This window comes from Serratia symbiotica (genome assembly GCF_000821185.2).
Classification (GTDB): domain Bacteria; phylum Pseudomonadota; class Gammaproteobacteria; order Enterobacterales; family Enterobacteriaceae; genus Serratia; species Serratia symbiotica.
Genome location: NZ_CP050855.1, coordinates 813,608 through 833,101 on the forward strand (window position 1 = coordinate 813,608; position 19,494 = coordinate 833,101).

19 protein-coding genes and 2 pseudogenes are annotated in these 19,494 nt (G+C 48.7%); 11 read left to right on the forward strand and 10 right to left on the reverse strand.

The window, feature by feature from the left end:
* The first annotated feature begins 1 nt into the window (after nt 1).
* The 3 genes from SYMBAF_RS04245 to SYMBAF_RS04255 are packed head-to-tail and all read left to right on the forward strand — an operon-like array spanning nt 2 to nt 2,595.
* Nucleotides 2-1,150: a baseplate J/gp47 family protein gene (locus SYMBAF_RS04245; protein WP_040265490.1), complete on the forward strand. Its 1,149-nt coding sequence runs from the start codon at nt 2-4 to the stop codon at nt 1,148-1,150.
* Nucleotides 1,147-1,764: a YmfQ family protein gene (locus tag SYMBAF_RS04250; RefSeq protein ID WP_040265492.1), complete on the forward strand. Its 618-nt coding sequence runs from the start codon at nt 1,147-1,149 to the stop codon at nt 1,762-1,764. The genes SYMBAF_RS04245 and SYMBAF_RS04250 overlap by 4 nt, the downstream gene beginning before the upstream one ends.
* A gap of 51 nt (nt 1,765-1,815) precedes the next feature.
* Nucleotides 1,816-2,595, forward strand: coding sequence for a phage baseplate protein (locus SYMBAF_RS04255; RefSeq protein ID WP_052447802.1), 780 nt, complete (start codon nt 1,816-1,818; stop codon nt 2,593-2,595).
* Nucleotides 2,596-2,680: 85 nt separating this feature from the next.
* Here SYMBAF_RS04255 and SYMBAF_RS04260 read toward each other — a convergent pair whose 3' ends face one another.
* Together SYMBAF_RS04260 and SYMBAF_RS04265 are read right to left on the reverse strand one after the other, a co-directional pair.
* Nucleotides 2,681-3,778, reverse strand: coding sequence for a glycosyltransferase family 9 protein (locus tag SYMBAF_RS04260; protein WP_040265494.1), 1,098 nt, complete (start codon nt 3,776-3,778; stop codon nt 2,681-2,683).
* A gap of 496 nt (nt 3,779-4,274) precedes the next feature.
* Nucleotides 4,275-5,021, reverse strand: coding sequence for a LexA family transcriptional regulator (locus tag SYMBAF_RS04265; RefSeq protein ID WP_040265496.1), 747 nt, complete (start codon nt 5,019-5,021; stop codon nt 4,275-4,277).
* A gap of 174 nt (nt 5,022-5,195) precedes the next feature.
* Here SYMBAF_RS04265 and SYMBAF_RS04270 point away from each other — a divergent pair, with 174 nt between their 5' ends.
* Nucleotides 5,196-5,963 (forward strand): N-acetylmuramoyl-L-alanine amidase, encoded by a 768-nt coding sequence (locus SYMBAF_RS04270; RefSeq protein WP_040265497.1) that lies wholly within the window; start codon nt 5,196-5,198, stop codon nt 5,961-5,963.
* 173 nt (nt 5,964-6,136) lie between these two features.
* Nucleotides 6,137-6,460, forward strand: coding sequence for a PTS system regulator TmaR (gene tmaR / locus SYMBAF_RS04275; protein WP_040265554.1), 324 nt, complete (start codon nt 6,137-6,139; stop codon nt 6,458-6,460).
* 78 nt (nt 6,461-6,538) lie between these two features.
* Here the strand turns inward: tmaR and SYMBAF_RS04280 are convergent, their stop codons facing one another.
* Entirely contained in the window at nt 6,539-6,721 is a 183-nt protein-coding gene (locus tag SYMBAF_RS04280) for a hypothetical protein (RefSeq protein ID WP_006708090.1), read from the reverse strand.
* A gap of 125 nt (nt 6,722-6,846) precedes the next feature.
* Between SYMBAF_RS04280 and SYMBAF_RS04285 the strand changes: the two are divergent.
* A pseudogene (locus SYMBAF_RS04285) lies at nt 6,847-7,148 on the forward strand (DDE-type integrase/transposase/recombinase); the annotation flags it as partial.
* A 418-nt stretch (nt 7,149-7,566) separates the two neighbouring features.
* The gene (rmf, locus tag SYMBAF_RS04290) at nt 7,567-7,737 is read left to right on the forward strand and encodes a ribosome modulation factor (protein WP_082026969.1); all 171 of its coding nucleotides are present in this window, start codon (nt 7,567-7,569) and stop codon (nt 7,735-7,737) included.
* A gap of 446 nt (nt 7,738-8,183) precedes the next feature.
* Here rmf and fabA read toward each other — a convergent pair whose 3' ends face one another.
* Together fabA and SYMBAF_RS04300 are read right to left on the reverse strand one after the other, a co-directional pair.
* Nucleotides 8,184-8,702, reverse strand: coding sequence for a bifunctional 3-hydroxydecanoyl-ACP dehydratase/trans-2-decenoyl-ACP isomerase (fabA, locus tag SYMBAF_RS04295; RefSeq protein ID WP_040265498.1), 519 nt, complete (start codon nt 8,700-8,702; stop codon nt 8,184-8,186).
* Nucleotides 8,703-8,770: 68 nt separating this feature from the next.
* The gene (locus tag SYMBAF_RS04300) at nt 8,771-10,522 is read right to left on the reverse strand and encodes an AAA family ATPase (RefSeq protein WP_040265500.1); all 1,752 of its coding nucleotides are present in this window, start codon (nt 10,520-10,522) and stop codon (nt 8,771-8,773) included.
* 207 nt (nt 10,523-10,729) lie between these two features.
* On the opposite strand from SYMBAF_RS04300, the gene matP reads away from it, so the two are divergent.
* On the forward strand, nt 10,730-11,188 hold the full coding sequence (gene matP / locus SYMBAF_RS04305) for a macrodomain Ter protein MatP (RefSeq protein ID WP_006709742.1): 459 nt from the start codon (nt 10,730-10,732) through the stop codon (nt 11,186-11,188).
* A gap of 160 nt (nt 11,189-11,348) precedes the next feature.
* Nucleotides 11,349-12,531: pseudogene (locus tag SYMBAF_RS04310) on the forward strand (IS4 family transposase).
* Nucleotides 12,532-12,590: 59 nt separating this feature from the next.
* Here SYMBAF_RS04310 and ompA read toward each other — a convergent pair.
* On the reverse strand, nt 12,591-13,664 hold the full coding sequence (ompA, locus tag SYMBAF_RS04315) for a porin OmpA (protein WP_040265556.1): 1,074 nt from the start codon (nt 13,662-13,664) through the stop codon (nt 12,591-12,593).
* Between the two features lie 354 nt (nt 13,665-14,018).
* Nucleotides 14,019-14,525 (reverse strand): SOS-induced cell division inhibitor SulA, encoded by a 507-nt coding sequence (sulA, locus tag SYMBAF_RS04320; protein ID WP_040265502.1) that lies wholly within the window; start codon nt 14,523-14,525, stop codon nt 14,019-14,021.
* Between the two features lie 232 nt (nt 14,526-14,757).
* Between sulA and SYMBAF_RS04325 the strand changes: the two genes are divergently transcribed.
* Complete coding sequence (locus tag SYMBAF_RS04325) at nt 14,758-15,411, forward strand: TfoX/Sxy family DNA transformation protein (RefSeq protein ID WP_040265509.1); 654 nt, start codon at nt 14,758-14,760, stop codon at nt 15,409-15,411.
* 96 nt (nt 15,412-15,507) lie between these two features.
* Here SYMBAF_RS04325 and SYMBAF_RS04330 read toward each other — a convergent pair whose 3' ends face one another.
* Nucleotides 15,508-15,657: a hypothetical protein gene (locus SYMBAF_RS04330; protein WP_155814802.1), complete on the reverse strand. Its 150-nt coding sequence runs from the start codon at nt 15,655-15,657 to the stop codon at nt 15,508-15,510.
* A 608-nt stretch (nt 15,658-16,265) separates the two neighbouring features.
* Nucleotides 16,266-16,700 carry a YccF domain-containing protein gene (locus tag SYMBAF_RS04335; protein WP_040265557.1) on the reverse strand — a complete coding sequence of 145 codons (435 nt, stop codon included), beginning with the start codon at nt 16,698-16,700 and terminating at the stop codon, nt 16,266-16,268.
* A gap of 175 nt (nt 16,701-16,875) precedes the next feature.
* On the opposite strand from SYMBAF_RS04335, the gene helD reads away from it, so the two are divergent.
* Nucleotides 16,876-18,918, forward strand: coding sequence for a DNA helicase IV (helD, locus tag SYMBAF_RS04340; protein WP_040265511.1), 2,043 nt, complete (start codon nt 16,876-16,878; stop codon nt 18,916-18,918).
* 32 nt (nt 18,919-18,950) lie between these two features.
* Here the strand turns inward: helD and SYMBAF_RS04345 are convergent, their stop codons facing one another.
* Nucleotides 18,951-19,409, reverse strand: a complete 459-nt coding sequence (locus SYMBAF_RS04345; RefSeq protein ID WP_040265513.1) for a methylglyoxal synthase — start codon at nt 19,407-19,409, stop codon at nt 18,951-18,953.
* Nucleotides 19,410-19,494: the final 85 nt, after the last annotated feature.

Here is a 19,494-nt window from a genome sequence, read left to right on the forward strand (position 1 = left end):
AATGCCATTTAATCGACCTACACTGACCGAACTGCGTGAAAAGAGCCGCACGCAGCTTAAATCGGAATTGAGACAAACCGGCGCACTGCTACGCTACTCCAACATGCGTGTACTGGCTGATGCCGATGCTGGTCTGGCTCATTTGCATTACGGCTACCTTGATTACATTGCGCAGCAGGCCACGCCTTTTAATGCCACGGATGAATGGCTGGCGGGATGGGCTGCCCTGAAAAGTGTTTATCAGATAGCCGCCAATCCGGCTTCAACCCCCGCCTATCAATTCACCGGCATCGCAAACTCCACCCTAGGGAAAGGGGCGGTGCTGCGTCGGGGGGATGGGTATTGTTACCGCCTCGTCGAGGATGTGACTATAGGCGAAAACGGCAAGGGTATTGGCAAGTTGACCGCGATCCTCCCTGATATCATTGACGCGCCAACAGGGGGTGGTATTGACGGTAATGCGGATGCTGGCACGGCCCTGACGCTAGATATTTCATTGCCAGGTATTGACGCCAGCGGCGTAATGGTCGACCCCGCTACCGGAGGGGCAGATATTGAAACGCAAGAGAGTCTACGCGCTCGCATGCTGCTGGCGTATCAAACCCCTCCGCAAGGCGGCAGCGATAAAGACTATGAACAATGGGCGCGTGCAGTGCCTGGTATTACCCGGTGCTGGACCAAGCGGCGGCTGATGGGGGCTGGCACTGTTGGGGTGTACATCATGTGTGATGGCAACGATGAAACCAATCATGGTTTTCCTGTAGGGACTGACGGTCTATCCCAGCGGGATGAGTGGGGGGTTCAGAAAGCGACAGGGGATCAAGGCAGGGTAGCCGATTACATTTATCCGCGCGCCCCGGTGACTGCTATGGTTTACGTCTGTTCGCCCGTCGCGAAGACGGTGGATTTTAAGATTAGTGGCATCTCTCATGTTGGCAGCGATATTACGGCGGCTATTGCCGCAGCCATAGATAGCGTGTTTTTCCATGAGGGGACGCCAATTGGTAACGGGAAGATATTTCTTTCCGACCTGAACAGGGCGATCGGTGATATCTCAGGAACGGCCGGATTTATTCTGGTCACCCCATCGGCCAATATTGATCTTGGGGTTGGGGAACTGCCCGTGCGTGGCGAGGTGAAGTACACATGAGCCAATATACTGCTGATGACTACCAAAGAGCGCTGTATGCCCTATTACCCACCGGTCTGGCGTGGCCACGCGATGCTGGAGGCGTACAGGCTGCTGTAATCCGTGCGCTGGCTGCTGGCTATCAACGCAGCGATAGCGACGCAATAGGGTTGTTGGTGGGTGCCTTTCCTGAAACGGCCACGATCATGCTTACTGAGTGGGAAAAAACAGTAGGGCTACCTGATGACTGCTCGATCGGGGAGGTGGACAGCATTGCAAAACGTCAGGCTGCTGTCGTGGCAAAGTTGATAAGCACCGGCGGCCAGTCAACGGACTATTTTATCCGAATAGCCAATACCCTGGGTTACGATATCACTATCACCCAATACCGTCAGGCTCGCGCGGGAATGTCAGTGTGTGGTGATGCGATAAATGGGGAAGACTGGCCTTTTACCTGGCTGGTTACCGCCCCGGAAACCACCATCACTTATGCGCGAGCAGGACGTACCTATTGCGGCGACCCACTGCGTTCCTGGGGTAACAAACAGCTTGAGTGCCAGATAAAGGCATTATCCCCGTCACACACTGTTGTGAAATTTGGCTACCGGGCCACTATCGAGACTTCATCGCTTTAATTTTTCTTTGTTACTTAATTACCCATAATCGTTTAAATGCGAGGACTACTTATGCAAAAAATCGGTGATATCACCACTACAGCCGATCCACAGGGCGAGTTCACAGACGGCAATGTTGCTCAGGGAGTGAGTCCCACTATTCTTCCCGCAGCCTGGTTTAATACGATGCAGCGTGAGTTGGTTAACACAGTTAAAGGGGCAGGACTATTAATTGACCCTAAAAATGATGGTCAAATACTTTCTGCAATTGAGGCGCTGATCGCTTCAAAATCATATCTAAGCATATATCCCATTGGAATCGTTATTTGGTTTGCACAGAACAAAGACCCCAACAAACTTTTCCCCGGCACTACGTGGGAATACATTGGTGAGGACAAAACAATACGCTTAGCCGCTGCTAGCGGCAGCGATGTTATGTCAACTGGCGGCTCTGACTCAGTTACGCTGACTGTAGGTAATTTGCCAGCTCACGACCATACGTTCTCAGCTAATACCAGTAGTTTTGATTATGGTACGAAAACAACAAGTACATTCGACCACGGGACAAAGGGAACGACTGCGGCAGGAGCACACTATCACTCAATTGCGTTTTCGACAGACGATCGAGGCGGTGCAGGTTTTGGGGGCGGACCACCAAACGGGGCATACGGTAGGACTGGTGATGTGGGTGATCACATACATCAAATAGCAATTGGTGCTCATAGCCACACTGTAGGGATTGGTGCACATAGTCATTCGGTTTCAGGTACTACGGCAACTACAGGTTCTGGAACAGCTTTTACTGTTGCCAACTCATTTATTAAACTGATGGGATGGTATCGTAGCGAATAATTTTAGTATACGAATAAAGTAAAACTTAATGGCAGGTAAAATTGTTGTTGGTGGTAAACTCACTACCAACAACAAAAAGGCTTTTTCATATAAGTGCTTTTTTCAACTCAATCACTTTTTTAATAACCGACATGTCTTGATATAATCGGTGGTGTGCTGAAAATATTTGATGACCGTTCTTATATCCTGGTCCCCATAATAAATTGTTTTTGGATACATCCCGATAGATTCCGATTAATTTTTTATTATACATGGCTGAGATATGGACTAGTGAGGTATCCGGGGTAATAACAAGGTCGGATAAAAATACTGCGGCCATTACATGATAAAGTGTAGGTGTATAGAGTAGCTTAGCATGTGGATAATCTGATTTGGTAAGTGATTTTTTGTAATCCAGTACTATTATGTTATCGCCAGTTGAGCTTAATCCTTTAATAATTTCGGATATCTGAGTTTCTGAAAGTGAGCGGTCGTCATGGCTTGCATAAGGGTTTATTAAAATATTTTTTTGCTGATTAACGAAAAAACTGGATGTTCTCATGTCATCTAGGATCGATTGTGGGTAATATACATCATATTCTAGATGGCGCTCTATGGTAATATTTAGCTTTTCAATTATATGTCTGTAAATCCCTGTTATATGTTTATCGTGATAATTAAAGTTAATGTTAGTGGTATATTGCTTTAACCAAGTGGGCTTGTTAAAACCTAAAGTTTGTTTTGGTTTTATTTCTGATATTAATTTTGGCATGTAAAGTGCCGTATCCCATACGCCAGTATCTATCAAAAGATCATATGCATTTTCTTTTAAAATGTATAAGATATTTTCTGGTATGTGGGATTCAAACTTACTCTGGTGTTTAATTGATCCGGTATTAGTTAAATAAAGGTTTCTAACATACGGATTGTTTGAAAAAATAAAACTATTTTCTTCATTAGCTAATATATCTATTTTATATCCAGCATCACAAAGGGTTTTAAGCATGCATGTAGATATGATCGCATCACCGATTTTACCATCGTTCCTAAGCAGCAAAATTGTTCTGGTTTTATCTAAGGGAAATTCTTTGCAATGGTAATTCCACCGTTTTGCTGCAAGATATAGGTTGGCATTATATTTTAATTTCTTGATGAAATAATTTCTCTTGCGATTGATTTGTCTTATTTTTTCACAAAAAAGCATAGTTTATTCAGCCATTTAATATTTTACGGATAGGTAGCCTATTACGAGGCTTACCGTTTTATTGTTCAACCACTTTATCAGTCCCCACGCCGGATAGGAAGCCTCGCCCTGCTCGATGAGGGGTGTGTACCAAAAAACGTACCAAGCATACATTGGCGTGAATAAAAGATACTAAATTTCATATATTTAGATAAAAAATAGCGTAATCGTGGAAGTAGAATGTGGCTGTTACCTTGCTGCTCAAAATCGCATCTCTTCATTGGCGGGGAAATATCCCCCTATTGTAATGGCGAGAGGCGTGATGCCAAGCGATGGTTGAGGTATTACGCGTGGCGATAGTTCATCAGGCAGGTGTTCGAGCATTTGTTGTGCCGCATCGCCCTCAGTGGAGGCAATGCCGTAGCGCTCATTATAGATGATTGATGGTCAATAAATCGGTTTCGACTCAACTTTTAGCTTAGGATCTTGCCGTCGTAGTATCCCGCCAACCTGAACTTTACCAAGATGATGAAGACCAGAACACGCGACCCAACACCACCAACTGCTCTTTACGCTGTTGGTAGCTGAGTTGTTCATCCTGATACTCTTCCCTATTTAGCGAACGAATGGTCACGCCGCCATCGGGCTGTTCTATCAGGATCTTCACCCGCAGAAGATTCCCGTGGCGTATCGCATAGGTCTTGCCTTCTCGAATGCGGGTATCGTCGGTGTTGATACCCACAACATCGCCATCTTGCAAGCGCGGTTCCATGCTGGAACCGGAAATGCGGATAATCCGTGCTGCGTTCACCGCCACCCCCATTTTGTGCAGATAGTAACGGCGAAAAATCAGCGAACACTCTTCACGTTCGATGATTTCATAGCAGCCGTCGCCAGCGGAAAAATCGATATCCAGCAGTGGGATCTCAACAAACTCTTCCTTATCCTGTGTGCTATCCTCCCACACTACGGGTTTCAGGCGGGCAGGCTGAAAGTCCGATTCTGATGCCACGTTGTCGAACGGGCGAACCAACGATTTTTCATGAAACACATCGAACCAGCCCTTGGGCAGATTCAGCCTAGCTTCAATTCGCCTGGCGAGGTTGTCGCCAAGATTGCGGGAGGATTTTTCACCGATGATTTGGCTCAACGTCGGCGCGGAGGATTCAACCAGAGCGGCGAATTCATTCTGGTTGATGCCTTGCTGGGCATAGCGAACCATCAGTTCGCGCAGGTTATTGCGCCTTATTTCTTTAGTTTCCATTTTTAGATGTTCTCACTGTTTAGCAAAAAGGTAAATAACAAATTAGCTAAAAATACTTGCCTATATTTTAGCATTTAGCTAAAACAAAAGGGTGAGCTATAGGTTCACATTGAGAGAGCAGCCTGTCATGATGATGAGCCACTCAGTTAAATCAGCTAAGAGAGGTAATTTACGATGTTCAAGATTGACTACAATCGCTACCGTTCGGTAGCCAGCTTCAATCAACGCGTACGCTTTCTGGTGCTGCATTATACGGCACAGAATTTTGTCAATTCTGTGAAATTTCTGACCGGAAAATCAGTTAGCGCCCATTATCTGGTACCCGATCCGACGGATACTGGTTATCAGGCTGCGGGTTTCAACGGCGTGCGCATCTTCAACTTGGTGGATGAGAATGAACGTGCCTGGCACGCTGGGGCCAGTAAGTGGGGTAACCGTAATAACCTCAACGACACGTCGATTGGTATCGAGATCGTTAACCTGGCGAGCGGTAATGGGGAATACATCACCTTCCCCCCCTTTAATCCACAGCAGATTGAAGCGGTCACCCAGCTCGCGCAAAACATCCTGCAACGTTATCCGGACATCACCCCGGTTAACGTGGTGGCACACTCCGATATCGCACCAGGTCGCAAGAGCGATCCTGGCCCGCAGTTCCCTTGGCGGCAATTGTATCATGCAGGGGTAGGGGCCTGGTATGACGAAGCCACGAAGCAACAGTACCAGCAAAGCTATGGCAGCCATGGCCTGCCTGCACAGCAACAACTGCTGACGCTGTTCGCCAAATACGGTTACGATATCTCGGCTGCGACCGGTGCTGAAGGTTATCGCCAACTGGTGCGTGCTTTCCAGTTACATTTCCGCCAGCAGAGATACGATGGTGTGATGGACGTAGAAACCGCTGCTATTCTGCGCGCCCTGGTAGATAAGTACGCTGCTTAAGGGCTTTATGGCGAATGAGGAGGGACGCCTGATTCGCCTTTTCTCCTTGGACGGGTGTACAGTGGGTAAGATAAAGCATTCAAGGTTGTGCCTGACCGCCCCAAAGCTGTATCGTGGTACCACAGTGGCCGTGAGCAAATGAATCTGTATATGACTAAAGCAAGGGTATAATGATGGATAATGAAAATAAAGCGAGTTTTCAGAAAGTTCTGGAATTTGTGCGTATGTTCCGACGCAAAAATAAGTTGCAACGCGAAATCGCCGACAACGAAAAGAAAATTCGTGATAACCAAAAGCGTGTACTGCTGCTTGACAACCTGAGTGAGTACATCAAGCCTGGTATGAATATGAGCATTGATGACATTCAGGCTATCATCGCCAACATGCGCTGTGACTATGAAGAACGCGTTGATGACTACATCATCAAAAATGCCGATCTATCGAAAGAGCGTCGCGAACTGTCCAAAAAGCTGAAAGCGATGGGCGAAGTGAAATAATCTGCATTATTGGGTCAGGGAGCCTGGTCGATCCTGTCCATAATTCTGTGTTGCCAGGTGTCGAGATGCTGTTGCCGTTCACTGTGAGAATACCGTTTTACCATGCTTCACCTCAGGGTCGTTGTATTGAGTGAGGTGAGAATGCGATAGCGGAGTTTTGTTAACAATAAGGTGGTCGGTAATGTATTGCGTCAGGGTATCGATACCCCGGCGCATATCGATGGACTCCCGCGTCAGCCAGATGTGCTGCGGTGTTAACATAAGGACAAGGCCTGCATCACGGTCGGTAACTGAGCGGGAAGAGAGCTGACCGAACATCCGTTGGGGAGGTTGAGGTTCACCGTGTCGGCGTCGTTATTCCCAGGCATAACCCGGCGTGCAGGAATCACCGCTGGGTCATCCGCCTGGTGCCGTTATTGGATAAGGTGTTTCGCTGGCATAAACGCCGCGTGGGACGTCTGTAGAGAATGGATGAAGCCTATATTGAAATCAAAAGCCAGTGGAAATATTTGTGCCGTGCGGTTGATACTGCAGGTCAAACCATAGACTTCCTGCTGACCGCCAGGCGGGATGCGGCAGCAGCACTGCGCTTCTTTCGCAAGGCTATCAGGTGCCACGGTGAACCCGAAGTAGTGGCTATAATAAAAGTGGCGCTAAAACTGCGGCTTTGGCCACGCGGAACCTGGATTTTAGGCATAAAAAAAGATGTCCGTAGACGTTATTTACGTACTAGCGCTAATGGTGCCGAAGGCTGGGCAGCGTGAACACGCGTGCCGCTTATTTTTGGCCCACACACCGCCTTGGTGTGCGTTCACATAACCGCCATCCGCGTTTCATCTGCTATTGCCGGACACAGACTATGCCCTGTCGCTGAAATATATCGATACTTCTAAGGATAGAGATTTTTATTTATTATCAATATATCCACTTGTTTTCTGACATATCAGCCAGTTAGCTTTTTCAGCCAAATATAGTTCACAAATGCGATATCGGTGTGAATTTTACGCATTGATCTTCGTGCTATTTAGCGTTATTGATAACGGGTGACTGCGTAAAAAACAGCCATTGTTTTCTTTCCACCAAAGCAAAAATGAGGGAAACGAGGCATGAAGAGACAGAAACGCGATCGCTTGGAAAGGGCGCATTCAAGAGGTTATCAGGCAGGTATTTTAGGGCGTTCCAGAGAACATTGTCCCTACCAATCATCAGTGGATGCCCGGTCTCAATGGCTGGGGGGGTGGCGAGAAGCCATGGCGGACAGAGCTATGACTGCATAGCGGTTCTTTGTCAAAAAAGGGACAACCTCCGCCACAGCGCGGAGGTTTTTTTCTGCTGGCTGATTAACCTTGCCAGCGTTGCAACAGAATACTCGCGTGCACGCCGCTAAACGCTAAAGACGAAGCCCACTGGATCTGGATAAGGCATAGGTGATGCTCATTGATTTCGTCTGCTTCGCTATCAGACGCAACACTTCCGTCGCCAGATCGGGATTATCCAGGTTCAAGAGTGCGGGTGCTATCTGATAATGCTGCTTATGCAAATGCCGCTAACCACCAGGTAATTCAGGTGAGGGGCATGTTCGACAGGCGGTGGAAGGCGTGCTTCAGTATCAATATGGCCCTACCCTTAGTCGCTCTCATCCAGTGAGTGGGCAACCGGACAGAGCACATTGGCAATAACGATGGAAAAAAACGGCGGCAGATAAGAGCCGCCATCACTGCGGTTAGAACGCAGTAGTGTCCTTGAAAAGGCCCACTTTCAGATCGTTGGCAGTGTAAATAACCTGACCATCGACCAGCACTTCACCATCGGCCACGCCCATAATCAGCTTACGGGTAATCACGCGTTTAAAGTTAATGCGATAAGTGACCTTTTTTGCCGTCGGTAGAATCTGGCCAGCGAATTTAACTTCGCCTACACCGAGCGCGCGTCCTTTGCCTTCACCACCCAGCCATCCGAGATAGAAGCCAACCAACTGCCACATCGCGTCAAGACCCAGACAGCCTGGCATCACAGGATCACCAATGAAATGGCAACCAAAGAACCATAACTCTGGATTGATATCCAGTTCCGCTTCCACATAGCCTTTGTTGTGGCTGCCACCGTCTTCGGTCATTTTCACCACACGGTCAAGCATCAACATGTTACCTGCTGGTAACGGTGGGCCACCAGTGCCAAACAGTTCGCCACGGCCGGATGCTTCGAGGTCTTCTTTCGTATAGGAGTTGCGTTTATCTACCATGTTCTCAATAAGCCTTATTGTAATGAAGGGCGTAGTTTAGCTAACAGGTGTACGCTGAACAAGTCCGATCAGCCGCGCTTGAACCAACTGAGCCAACGAAGTGGCCACGGCCAACAGCGGCGTTCCTGCGGATTCACTTGCGAAATTCGTTCCTGAATGGCTGCTAAGAGATTTGGCTGTTGTTCATCAGAGTAGGCGTAACCGGTGAGTAATGGCAACGCCTCTGCAACGCTATTGACGGCCCACAAATGGAATTGTCCCTCACGCGCTGCATTAACCACGTCTTGATGTAGACACAAATGGCGCACATTGGTGGCCGGTAGAATCACGCCTTGCTTACCGGTTAGGCCACGGCGTAGACAAACTTCAAAGAAGCCTTCAACTTTTTCATTAACGCCACCGATTGGCTGCACGTTGCCGAATTGGTCGACGGAGCCGGTAACCGCAATCTGCTGGTTGATAGGTTGCTGCGACAGAGCGCTAATCAAGGCGCACAGCTCGGCCAGTGAGGCACTGTCGCCATCCACTTCGCCATAAGATTGCTCAAATACGATAGAGGCAGAGAAAGGCAGTGGGTGGTCTAGTTCCAGTTCGGAAACCAGGAAGGCCTGCATAATCATCATGCCTTTGGCATGCAGATTACCGCCCAGTTCAGCTTTGCGCTCAACGTCAGTGAATTCGCCATCACCGAGGTGCACGACGCAGCTTATACGTGACGGTTCGCCGAAACTGCGTGGATGGCCTGGATAATCCAGTATGGAAAGCCCGTTAATCTGGCCAACTATTTCGCCTTCTGTTTCGATCAGGATTTGGCCCAACTCAATCTCACGCTGCATGCGTTCCGCGAGATAACTTTCACGCCACTCGCGTGCACTCAGCGCAGCTTTGAAGGCTTTGGCTGTAATGACGTTTTCTTTGGTATATAGCGCAGCCTCTGCAAGCTGCTGACTAATCCACAGTGAGGACAATGGCAGAATGCCTTGATCACCGCTGTAGCGCACTGCGTGAGTCATCAGCAGTGGCCAAGCGTCAGCAGCCAACGCGGTCAACTGCTGCTCTACGATCACGCTATTAACGTAGCCACACCACTGTGACATGTCGCCGATCTCGTTGAGTTGCAGACAATCTTCGTATTCTCCGTAGATTGCTTGCTTACTAAGCTCAGGTTCGATATCGTGAAAATCAGCTAGACCGTGACGATCACCTACCACGATCAAACGCAGTTCCAGCGGTATGGGCGGAATGGTGATCGGCAATGGGCGCGTTTCATCCGGGGAAACCCAGTGGAACTGGCATTGGGTGATCATCTGCTTCAGCCTCAACCATAGTAGTGGCTGAGCCAATAGTGAACGGACAGAAAGGATCAGTACACCGCCATTGGCCTGATGCACCAGACCCGGCTGTAGGCTGATCTCATCATTATGGAATCGGACACAGCCAAAAAGTTGTTCCGGCTCTACCCACTCCTGGAATACGCAGCTGCCGCTGGTGGCGAAAGGTTCATCTCTGTGACTGGCCGCTTCAACGCTGACTTTTCTGCCCTGGATCACATAATGGATGCCTTTGCTGGCGGTGTTCTGTGGGTGGAGTTGCTGCACCGCACGAGCGATCAGCGCCAGATGTTCTCGTATTTCTTGCGCTTTCAGCAGCATGAAACGCAGTGGTGACTGCGGATGGCAAAATAGTGCCAGCGCATTTTCTAGCCGGGGCTGAATAGCCGCAAAGGGCACAGGTGCCAACTGAGAGGAGGTATCAAATATCGCCTGATAAGGCGATACGTCCGGCAACAGAGATTGCCATTCAAGTCGGTTATTGGTCAAAGTGTTAGATGCAATCGTTAAAAAGGGAAAGAGCGATTATACAAGAATAACGGCAGCTTGATATATGCAGAGTAGTTGTTGGTGAAAGGGAGTTTGACATCTTGTGATTACTGTGTAAAAAACGGTCTAAAAGACAGTTTTATTGCCAGAAAAATGGCGCAAAGCTGTTATGCTTAATAAAGTTACGCGGTCACTGTAGAGTTCAAGATGAAATATCAGCAACTGGAAAATCTGGAGAGCGGGTGGAAATGGAAGTATCTGGTGAAAAAGCACCGGGAAGGAGAACTTATCACTCGATACATTGAAAACAGCGTCGCTCAGGAAGCAGTGAACGAGCTGCTAAGGCTGGAAAATGAACCAGTAAAAGTTCTTGCATGGATCGTTGATCATATGAACCCGACACTGGATAACCGGATGAAGCAAACGATCCGCGCTCGCCGTAAACGCCATTTTAACGCAGAACATCAACACACGCGAAAAAAATCTATCGATCTGGAGTTTTTGGTTTGGCAGCGTCTTGCGGCTCTAGCACATCGGCGTGGAGTAACGTTGTCAGAAACCGTGGTACAACTGATTGAAGATGCGGAACGCAAAGAGAAGTATGCCAATCAGATATCGTTATTGAAACAAGATCTCAAAGCGATCCTCGGTAAGGATCAGGGGTAACGCTTCTTGCCAGCAACAACATGCCCACAGACATAATCGACGCGAAGACAGGCGAAAAAAATCCGCATAGCGCCGAGGGATCCCCAGTAACGTAGCGGGAAAATAGCACGGGCATAGAAAGTATGATCTACGATTCAACCACTTCAGGGAGATCATTTCTATGCCCGTTCGCACATTATGCCAGAAGTTTTTCAGGGACGCGTTAGCCCCGTTTCATCAGTACCGACAAAATGCCCTTATTGATGCCACCGCTGCACTGACGCGTGGAGCCTCGCTTATCCTGACCAGTATCGTTCGTTATATACCGGGTGCCGCCCAGGTTAAAAATAAGATAAAACGGGCAGACCGACTTCCTCGGCCACGCCGCACGACATAGCGATATTCCTAAGATATTTCATCAATGCTGACTCAGCACCTGCCCTGGTGCGTCATAGCCGTTGACTGGAGCGGTTATCCTGCGTAACAGTTTTATGTCTTACGTACCAGCCATGTGTGACGGGCGTTCTATGCCGTTGATGAGCCATATTGTTCCTTCCTGTCAGCAGCAGGATGCGCAGATACAGAAGGCATTTCTCAATGCGCTTAACACTGCCATTACACCCGATAAAAAAGTGTTAATTGTCACTGACGCTGGCTTTCAGAATGCGTGGTTTCGTCATATTAAATCCCTGGGCTGGGATTTTATCGGGCGGGTCTGGGGCAATATCCAGCTACGACTGGATAACAAAGGTGAGCAGTGGTTCAGAAGACAGGAACTGAAAGCGCACAATAAACCAGAATATCTGGGAGCGGGGACGCTTGCCCGTGCCGAATATGCCCGTTGTGATGGGCATTTTCACCTGCACAAAAAAGACGCTAAAAATCGTAAACACCAACGCGACCGTTACCGCATATCGCGCCATAGCCGGGAAAGTGACGGGTGTGCAGCAGCAAACGAACCATGGCTTATCTTCAGCAGTACGGATGAGTTCAAACCCCGTCAGGTGATGAAACTGTACAGCCGCAGAATGCAGATAGAGCAGAACTTCCGCGATGAAAAAAGCGAGCGTTTTTGTTTTGTCCTTCGTGCCAGTCATAGCGGCACAGCAGGGTGAATGCTGGTGCTGAGTCTGCTGGCAACACTGGCTAAGGCCATAATGTGGTTACTGGGATATCATTGTGAAAATAAAGGATTACATCTGAGGTATCAGGCTAACAGCCAGAAGTCGCGATGGGTCATCTCGTATCTGACGTTAGCGGAGAATGTCTTACGACACTCCCCGCTAATTTTAAAGCGAACAGCACTGGGTGCTGTTCTTAACCGCCTCGCCAAAACCTACCGAAATAGGGTGTTGGTTTACTAGCGCTGATTTAGTGGGGATCCCTCAGCGCATTGTGGGGTTTTTTACTATGCAGTGATAACTTAGACCTGTGGCTGAGTTACAACCTCTTTGATGCCTTTAACTTCGATTTCTACGCGACGATCTGGTGCCAGGCAGTCGATCTGAGCTTTGGTAGCGCGGCCAGATTTGTAGCCACAGGTGTTACCAGTGGTGGAATCAGCTTTGCCCATGCCACGTGCAGAGATTTTGTCTGACGGGATACCTTTAGAAATAAGGAAGTCAACAACGCTTTGTGCGCGTTTTTCAGATAGCTTGTGATTGTACTGCTCAGAACCTACAGCATCTGTATAGCCTAGAACGATGACAGAACCGTCTTTAGGATCCATGGAGCTTAACTGAGTGTACAGTTGTTCCAGAGACTGTTGACCTTCTGCTTTCAGAGTAGATTTGTTGAAATTGAACAGCACGTCAGATTTCAAAGTGAAACGCTTAGTTTCAACAACAGGTGCCGGAGCTGACACAACTGGAGCTACAACATCATTCTGGCCGAAACGGTAAGAAACACCCAGGCTCAGCATGGTGTTGTCTGGACGTGCACCGACAGTACCAGCATCACCAATGTTGCTGACGAATTGGTAGTCCAGGCGGGTAGCCAGGTTTTTGGTCAGTGCGTATTCAACACCAACAGCAGCCAACGGAGAAATGCCAGTATCGTTGGCGCTCAGACGACGAACGTTGTCGTAGCTAGCTTTGGAGTCTGCACGCCAAACCATACCACCCAGACGCGTGTAAATGTCCAAATTGTCAACAATCGGGTAGCTCAATTTAGCTGCCAATTGAACACCTTGCGCTTTGAAAGCGCCATTATTCACACTGCCTTTGTAAGGCATACGGCCAAGCCAGTCATAGCCCAGTTCGAAGCCCAGATATTGGTTTGCTTGGTAGCCCAGGAACGCGCCAGCACCCAACTCATTTTTGTGGGTCGGACCATTACCGATGCCATCTTGATAACCGTTGCCGTAGAAACCTACGTCATGGTACTGGGACCAGCCCAGTTTAGCACCAGTGTACCAAGTGTTATCTTTTGGGGCGGCTTGCGCTACGGTAGCGAAACCAGCCAATGCCACTGCTAATGCGATAGCTGTCTTTTTCATTTGCGCCTCGTTATCATCCAAATAGGCAAAGAGCCTTAAAGCTGTTTTAAGCCCTTGGTTAAATTCCTTCGTCAAGGTTTGAACTCCCTTGTTACTCGGCCAGCTTTTCTGGCGTTACAGAGCAACCTTGACGATATAAAGTCTACAACGTGGCGCGAAAGTTACAAGTGTGATGTGATAAAGCCCTAAAAAAAGACGCATAATTATAAAAATTTGCTAACAGTAATCGGTAAAAATAGAATTATGTATTGCGTATTTTTTTACGTGAAACCTCAGCCTGACTCGCTTTATGCATGATCTTGTAACGATTCCCTTCATAGGGGATACAATTGGTGAGAATAATCACAAATTTACTTAATGATACAAAAAAGAGTGAATTTTTAGAGTGGAACAGTACCTGTGATCTGGATAGGGGGCAGGTTGCGGACGCATAATGAACCCATATGTGTTACCCAGTTCTGCCGCTTGCCTTAATTTTAGACGATCCTCCTCCTTTAGTTCGGGCAACCAGCCGAGAACAGCGCTGTAATTCCCCGTCAATAGTGCTTTTTCCATTGCCTCAACCATCGCTAATGGGGTGATCTGGCTCAGTTGCATCACCTTTTCGATCGGTAGGTCGGATTGTTGCAACCACAGTTTGCTTAATTTCTGTTGTGGCGTCAGCCAAAGTAGCCAGCGTGATTGTCTGCCGAGTTGTTGCAACAGGGGCAGCAACAACTGTGCGAGGATAGGTTGTTGTTCATTGTAGACAAGTTCACTGATAAGACCATTTTCATTGCCGACATCGGTGTTCTTGGCAAGACTATTAACCGCAATCGCACTGCGGCTGAAATGAGGTTGGTAACGTGGTTGAGTACGCATAATGTATCCCGTTCGCAATATCACTGTATATAAAAACAGTATACTCAATCAAAGACGAGATCAAGCCAAATTTTCGTAGAGCTTCGCATAATCGCGATTATTTTTTATACGGGCGTTTTTTATGATTGGCATGTCAGGAGATAGTGCGTATTTTTATAATTAGTTGTTCACTTTACTTTTATTTCAATGATGTGAAAGATGATACGTCTATAATTTATAAGGAAATCATGGTATGAAAGGGATATCAACAGGAAGGATTATGCAGGCGAAAGCGTGCTTCTCGGAATTGGGGTGCATCACTACACGTTCACAGTTCGGCGGTTATGGGCTGTTGGCCGAGGGCGTGATGTTTGCGGTGATATCAGACGGGGAATTATACCTCCGGGCAACGGCTAGCCTGGAACCTGCATTTCGTGCCCGTGGCATGGTCAATATGATTTACTTCAAGCGTGGGGTACCCATTACCATGCGTTATTATTTGGTCGATGAATCGCTCTGGCGCACACGCAACGAACTGATTAGCTTGGCTTGGCAGGCCGTCAGGGAGGCGCGTAAGGAGCAGCAGATGAAAACTAGCAGCCCTGGGCGACTGAAGACACTACCCAATATTGACATTAACATGGAACGCTTGTTGTGGCGGGCTGGCATCCGAAACGTTTATGATTTGCGGTTGCACGGTGCTAAGCGCAGCTATCTCAGGTTGTTGCAGCAACAAAATACTCTGGGGTTGCGGGTGTTACTATCGTTGGGAGGAGCGATTGCTGGCTATCACCATGCCGCTTTGCCCGGAGAATTACGCTGCGAACTGATTCAATGGTTTGAACATGTGATGGCAATGCGCAGCCATGGACACGAACCTGTCATTCAAGATCGCAGCATGGCTTAATTCTCCTTAATTAGTTATGCAGATGTGTAGCGCAGTAAGCTCCGGCAGCAATTCAAGCATTAATCCAATCTGTTGTAATATCAGTTGCTGTTTGCTTTATTTGCTCTGGGCGGTATGCTGGCTGCTTTCCGTGAGGTTTTCCAATGCTTGTGCAATACGCGAGCAGTTTTGTTCTTCCTGGTGCAGAGCGTCATCAACGTAGCATAGGGTATCGTTCAGCAAATCCAACGTTGCGGGATCCCCCAAATGTTCACAGTGTGCGGCGATGTAATTCAGGCAGAGCAGACGGAAGCCTGCTGTAGATGTTTGTCGGCCCTAGGAGCGGTGTGAGCATCATGCCGTGTGATGCGTAAGGTAGGCTGCTATCCCTGCCCTATGGTGTTGTACCTGAATGGCTATCCAGATAGATAGCGGCATTTAGCCTCCAGCGTTTTATCAACAACCTCAGGCTATTGACAGAATTTCCCGTCCTATCAGATGAAGCCGACCGCCGTCCAAGCAATAGTGCATCCCCGCAGCCTAAAGTAAAAGCGCGGTGCGGCCACCTCAAAGTCTTCGCCCAGTAAGGTTGAAGCACAAAAGCACCAGTAGGATGATAAACATGCTGGCGTGTGAACAGCAGGCTGTGCAAGCGTGCGGTCAACCGAGTGTCCAGATCAGTCAGGGAGGCGGCGACCACGCCCAGCCTCAGAAGGATGGGCAGCCATCAAGGAAAAACTGCTGCGTGGTCCAATGCAATGAAGATGTGCAAAGGGTAAAATTAGGTGCTGTTGTAGGCGTAACGGTGTATTGCGGGGCAAAAGAGAGCATGAAAAACTTCGCAGACGGAGAAAAAATTAGTGTTGCTTATACTGTTAGCGAGCATTTTCAATTCTGGCCTGCTGAGCCACTTCGACTGACACCACGCGGCGGCCCACTGGCCACAGGGCGATGGCGGCGATTTTGAAATTGGCGATGCCGACCGGAATACCGATAATGGATACGCACTGCATGATGCCAGCGGCAATGTGTGATAGGCACAGCCACCAGCCGAATAGCAGCAGCCACACAACATTCAGTAGCGAGCCACCAGCGGAAAGCAATGCGTTGCTTTTTTCCGGATACAGTTCATCAACGTGGATTGCCTCATTGCCAAAAGGCAAAAACGACAGTTTGGTGATTTCCCAGCAGGAGCGGGTCAACGGCAGGGTGAAGATCAATAGGACACTGCACACCGTTGCGGCCAGCCAGCCCAGCGTGGTGGCAAAACCACCTAACACAAAATTAAGAATATTGAGTACAGTACGCATAGTCGTCATCCTACTCTTCTGCTCTAATGATGCTCAAACCGCGATGCGGTTGTGCTTGCTGTCAAAACCTAAAATATATTCTACCTTCTTTTAGCGCTAGAGTGGGGCATTGCTTATCGCAGGTAAACTGGCAGATAGGTCTTATTTAATCTCAACATAGTCATGGCGCGACGATATGGAACTAAAAGCGACATCGCTGGGGAAACACTTGGCTCAACATCCTTATAACCGTGCGCGGTTGTTGCATGCTGGTGTTGAGGTAAGCGGCGAAAAACATCAATACATTATCCCATTCAATCAACTGATACAGGTCAGGTGCAAACGTGGCATCGTCTGGGGCGAGCTAGAGTTTGAATTGCCTGATGAAAAGGTAGTACGGTTGCATGGCACCGAGTGGCAGGAGACTCAGCGCTTTCATCATTGTTTGCAGCAGACTTGGCAGCAGTGGAGTATTGAGATGAGCGAAGTCAGCGCTGGGGTCTTACAACAGCAAGTGGGGCATATCCAGCGCATTGAGCAGCAGGATAAATGGTTTAAAAAATCTGATCTGGATAAGTTGCAACAGCAAATCCGCCTTTCTCTCGATGCCATACCGATGCCGATCATTCGGTTGGATGAGTTCGACAACTGCCGCAAAGATTACCAACTGTGCCTACAGTGGCTGCAACGACATGGCCTGCGCAGTGTTGAACAGCGCAACCGCCAGTGGACTGAACGCATGATGGAAACTCATCACGACTTTTTCCAGACTGTTGAGAGTTCGCCACTCAATGATTCGCAGAGCCGCGCGGTTGTGAACGGCGAAAACTCGGTATTGGTACTTGCTGGCGCTGGCAGCGGTAAAACCTCTGTGCTGGTGGCTCGTGCCGGTTGGCTGCTACGCCGGCAGGAAGCCGAACCAGGGCAAATTTTACTGCTGGCATTCGGTCGCCAGGCGGCTGAGGAGATGAATGAACGCATTAAGGCGCGGCTGGGTGATGTTGCTATCCAGGCCAAAACCTTCCACGCTTTGGCGCTGCAGATTATTCAGCAGGGTAATCGCAAGGCGTTGGCGATCAGCAAACTGGAAACAGACAGTAAAGCCAGACGCGCACTGCTGATCGCCTATTGGCAGCGGCAGTGCACAGAGAAAAAGGCACAGGCCAAGGGTTGGCGACAATGGCTTATCGAGGATTTGGAGTGGGAACTGCCGGAAGGCGATTTCTGGCAAGATAAGCGTCTTGCTGAACGCTTGGCTGGCCGGCTCGAACATTGGCTAGGGCTGATGTGCATGCATGGTGGCAGTCAGGCGGAAATGATCGAACAGGCGGACGAAGAAATCCGCGACCTGTTCTCAAAACGCATCCGGCTAATGGCCCCAATGCTGAAAGCATGGAAAAACGCTTTGAAAGAAGAAGGGGCGGTAGATTTTCCCGGCTTGATCCATCAAGCGGCCAATATTCTGGAGAAAGGACGCTTTGTTAGCCCGTGGAAACACATCTTGGTGGATGAATTCCAAGATATCTCACCGCAAAGATCCCAGTTACTGGCGGCGTTGCGCAAACAGAATAAGCAAACTTGCCTATTTGCCGTGGGGGATGACTGGCAGGCGATTTGTCGCTTTAGTGGTGCCGAACTGGCATTGACCACGACGTTTGAGGGGGTGCAATGCGCGTTGGACACCACTTACCGCTTTAATGAGCGCATTGGTGAAGTGGCAAATGGCTTTGTGCAGCAGAACCCGTATCAATTGAGGAAGCCGCTGAATAGTTTGAGTAAAGGTAACAAAAAGTCGGTGGTTATCTTACCGCAAGAACAGCTAGAAGTGTTATTGGACAAGCTCAGCGGCTACGCAAAACCAGACGAACGCATCTTGGTGTTGGCACGATACCATCACCTGAAACCGGAAACGTTGGCGAAAGCGGAGACTCGCTGGCCGAAGTTGAACATTGAGTTTATGAGCATTCATGCCAGCAAAGGACAGCAGTCGGAGTATGTGATTATTGTTGGCTTGTGCTCAGGCCGTGACGGTTTCCCGGCAGTGGCACGCGAGTCGGTGTTGGAAGATGTATTGCTTCCGCAGCCGGAGGATTTCCCTGATGCTGAAGAGCGGCGCTTGCTATACGTGGCATTGACGCGCGCCAAACATCAAGTCTGGTTATTGCAGGATCGTGAACATCCTTCTGTGTTTGTCGAACAGTTGCACCATCTTGGCGTACCGCTACAGAAAAAACCTTGAACCGGGCTTGGGATACAGCTAGGTTAAAGGAACTACTTCAGGCGCTCCTGCAAATAGCGACGATAGTCGGGGATCGCGATTTCTACCGTGCCATTAAACAGTGATGAGTCGATCAGGAAATCTGCGGTGGAGCGATTGGTCGCGACCGGGATATTCCACACTGTCGCCAGCCGCAGCAATGCCTTCACGTCTGGATCGTGCGGCACCGCATTAAGCGGGTCCCAGAAGAAAATCAGCATGTCAATTTTACCTTCGGCTATCAGTGCGCCGATTTGTTGATCACCACCCATTGGCCCACTCAGCATGCTCTGCACTGAAATGCCGCTGGCTTGGTGAATAAGATTGCCAGTGGTGCCAGTGGCGTATAACAGGTGCTTTACCAGTATGGCCTTATGGCTTTCAACCCACTTTAGCAGTTCCTGTTTGCGGTGATCGTGTGCCACCAGTGCAATGTGCTTGCGTGCGGCGATAGTGCGGGTGGTTAATTCCATTTTAATGTCCTTCGCCTAATCAGGTGATGTGCGACACATTACTGAAACTGTTTTTCACTGCCTAGTGTTTACAGCTGAAAATGCC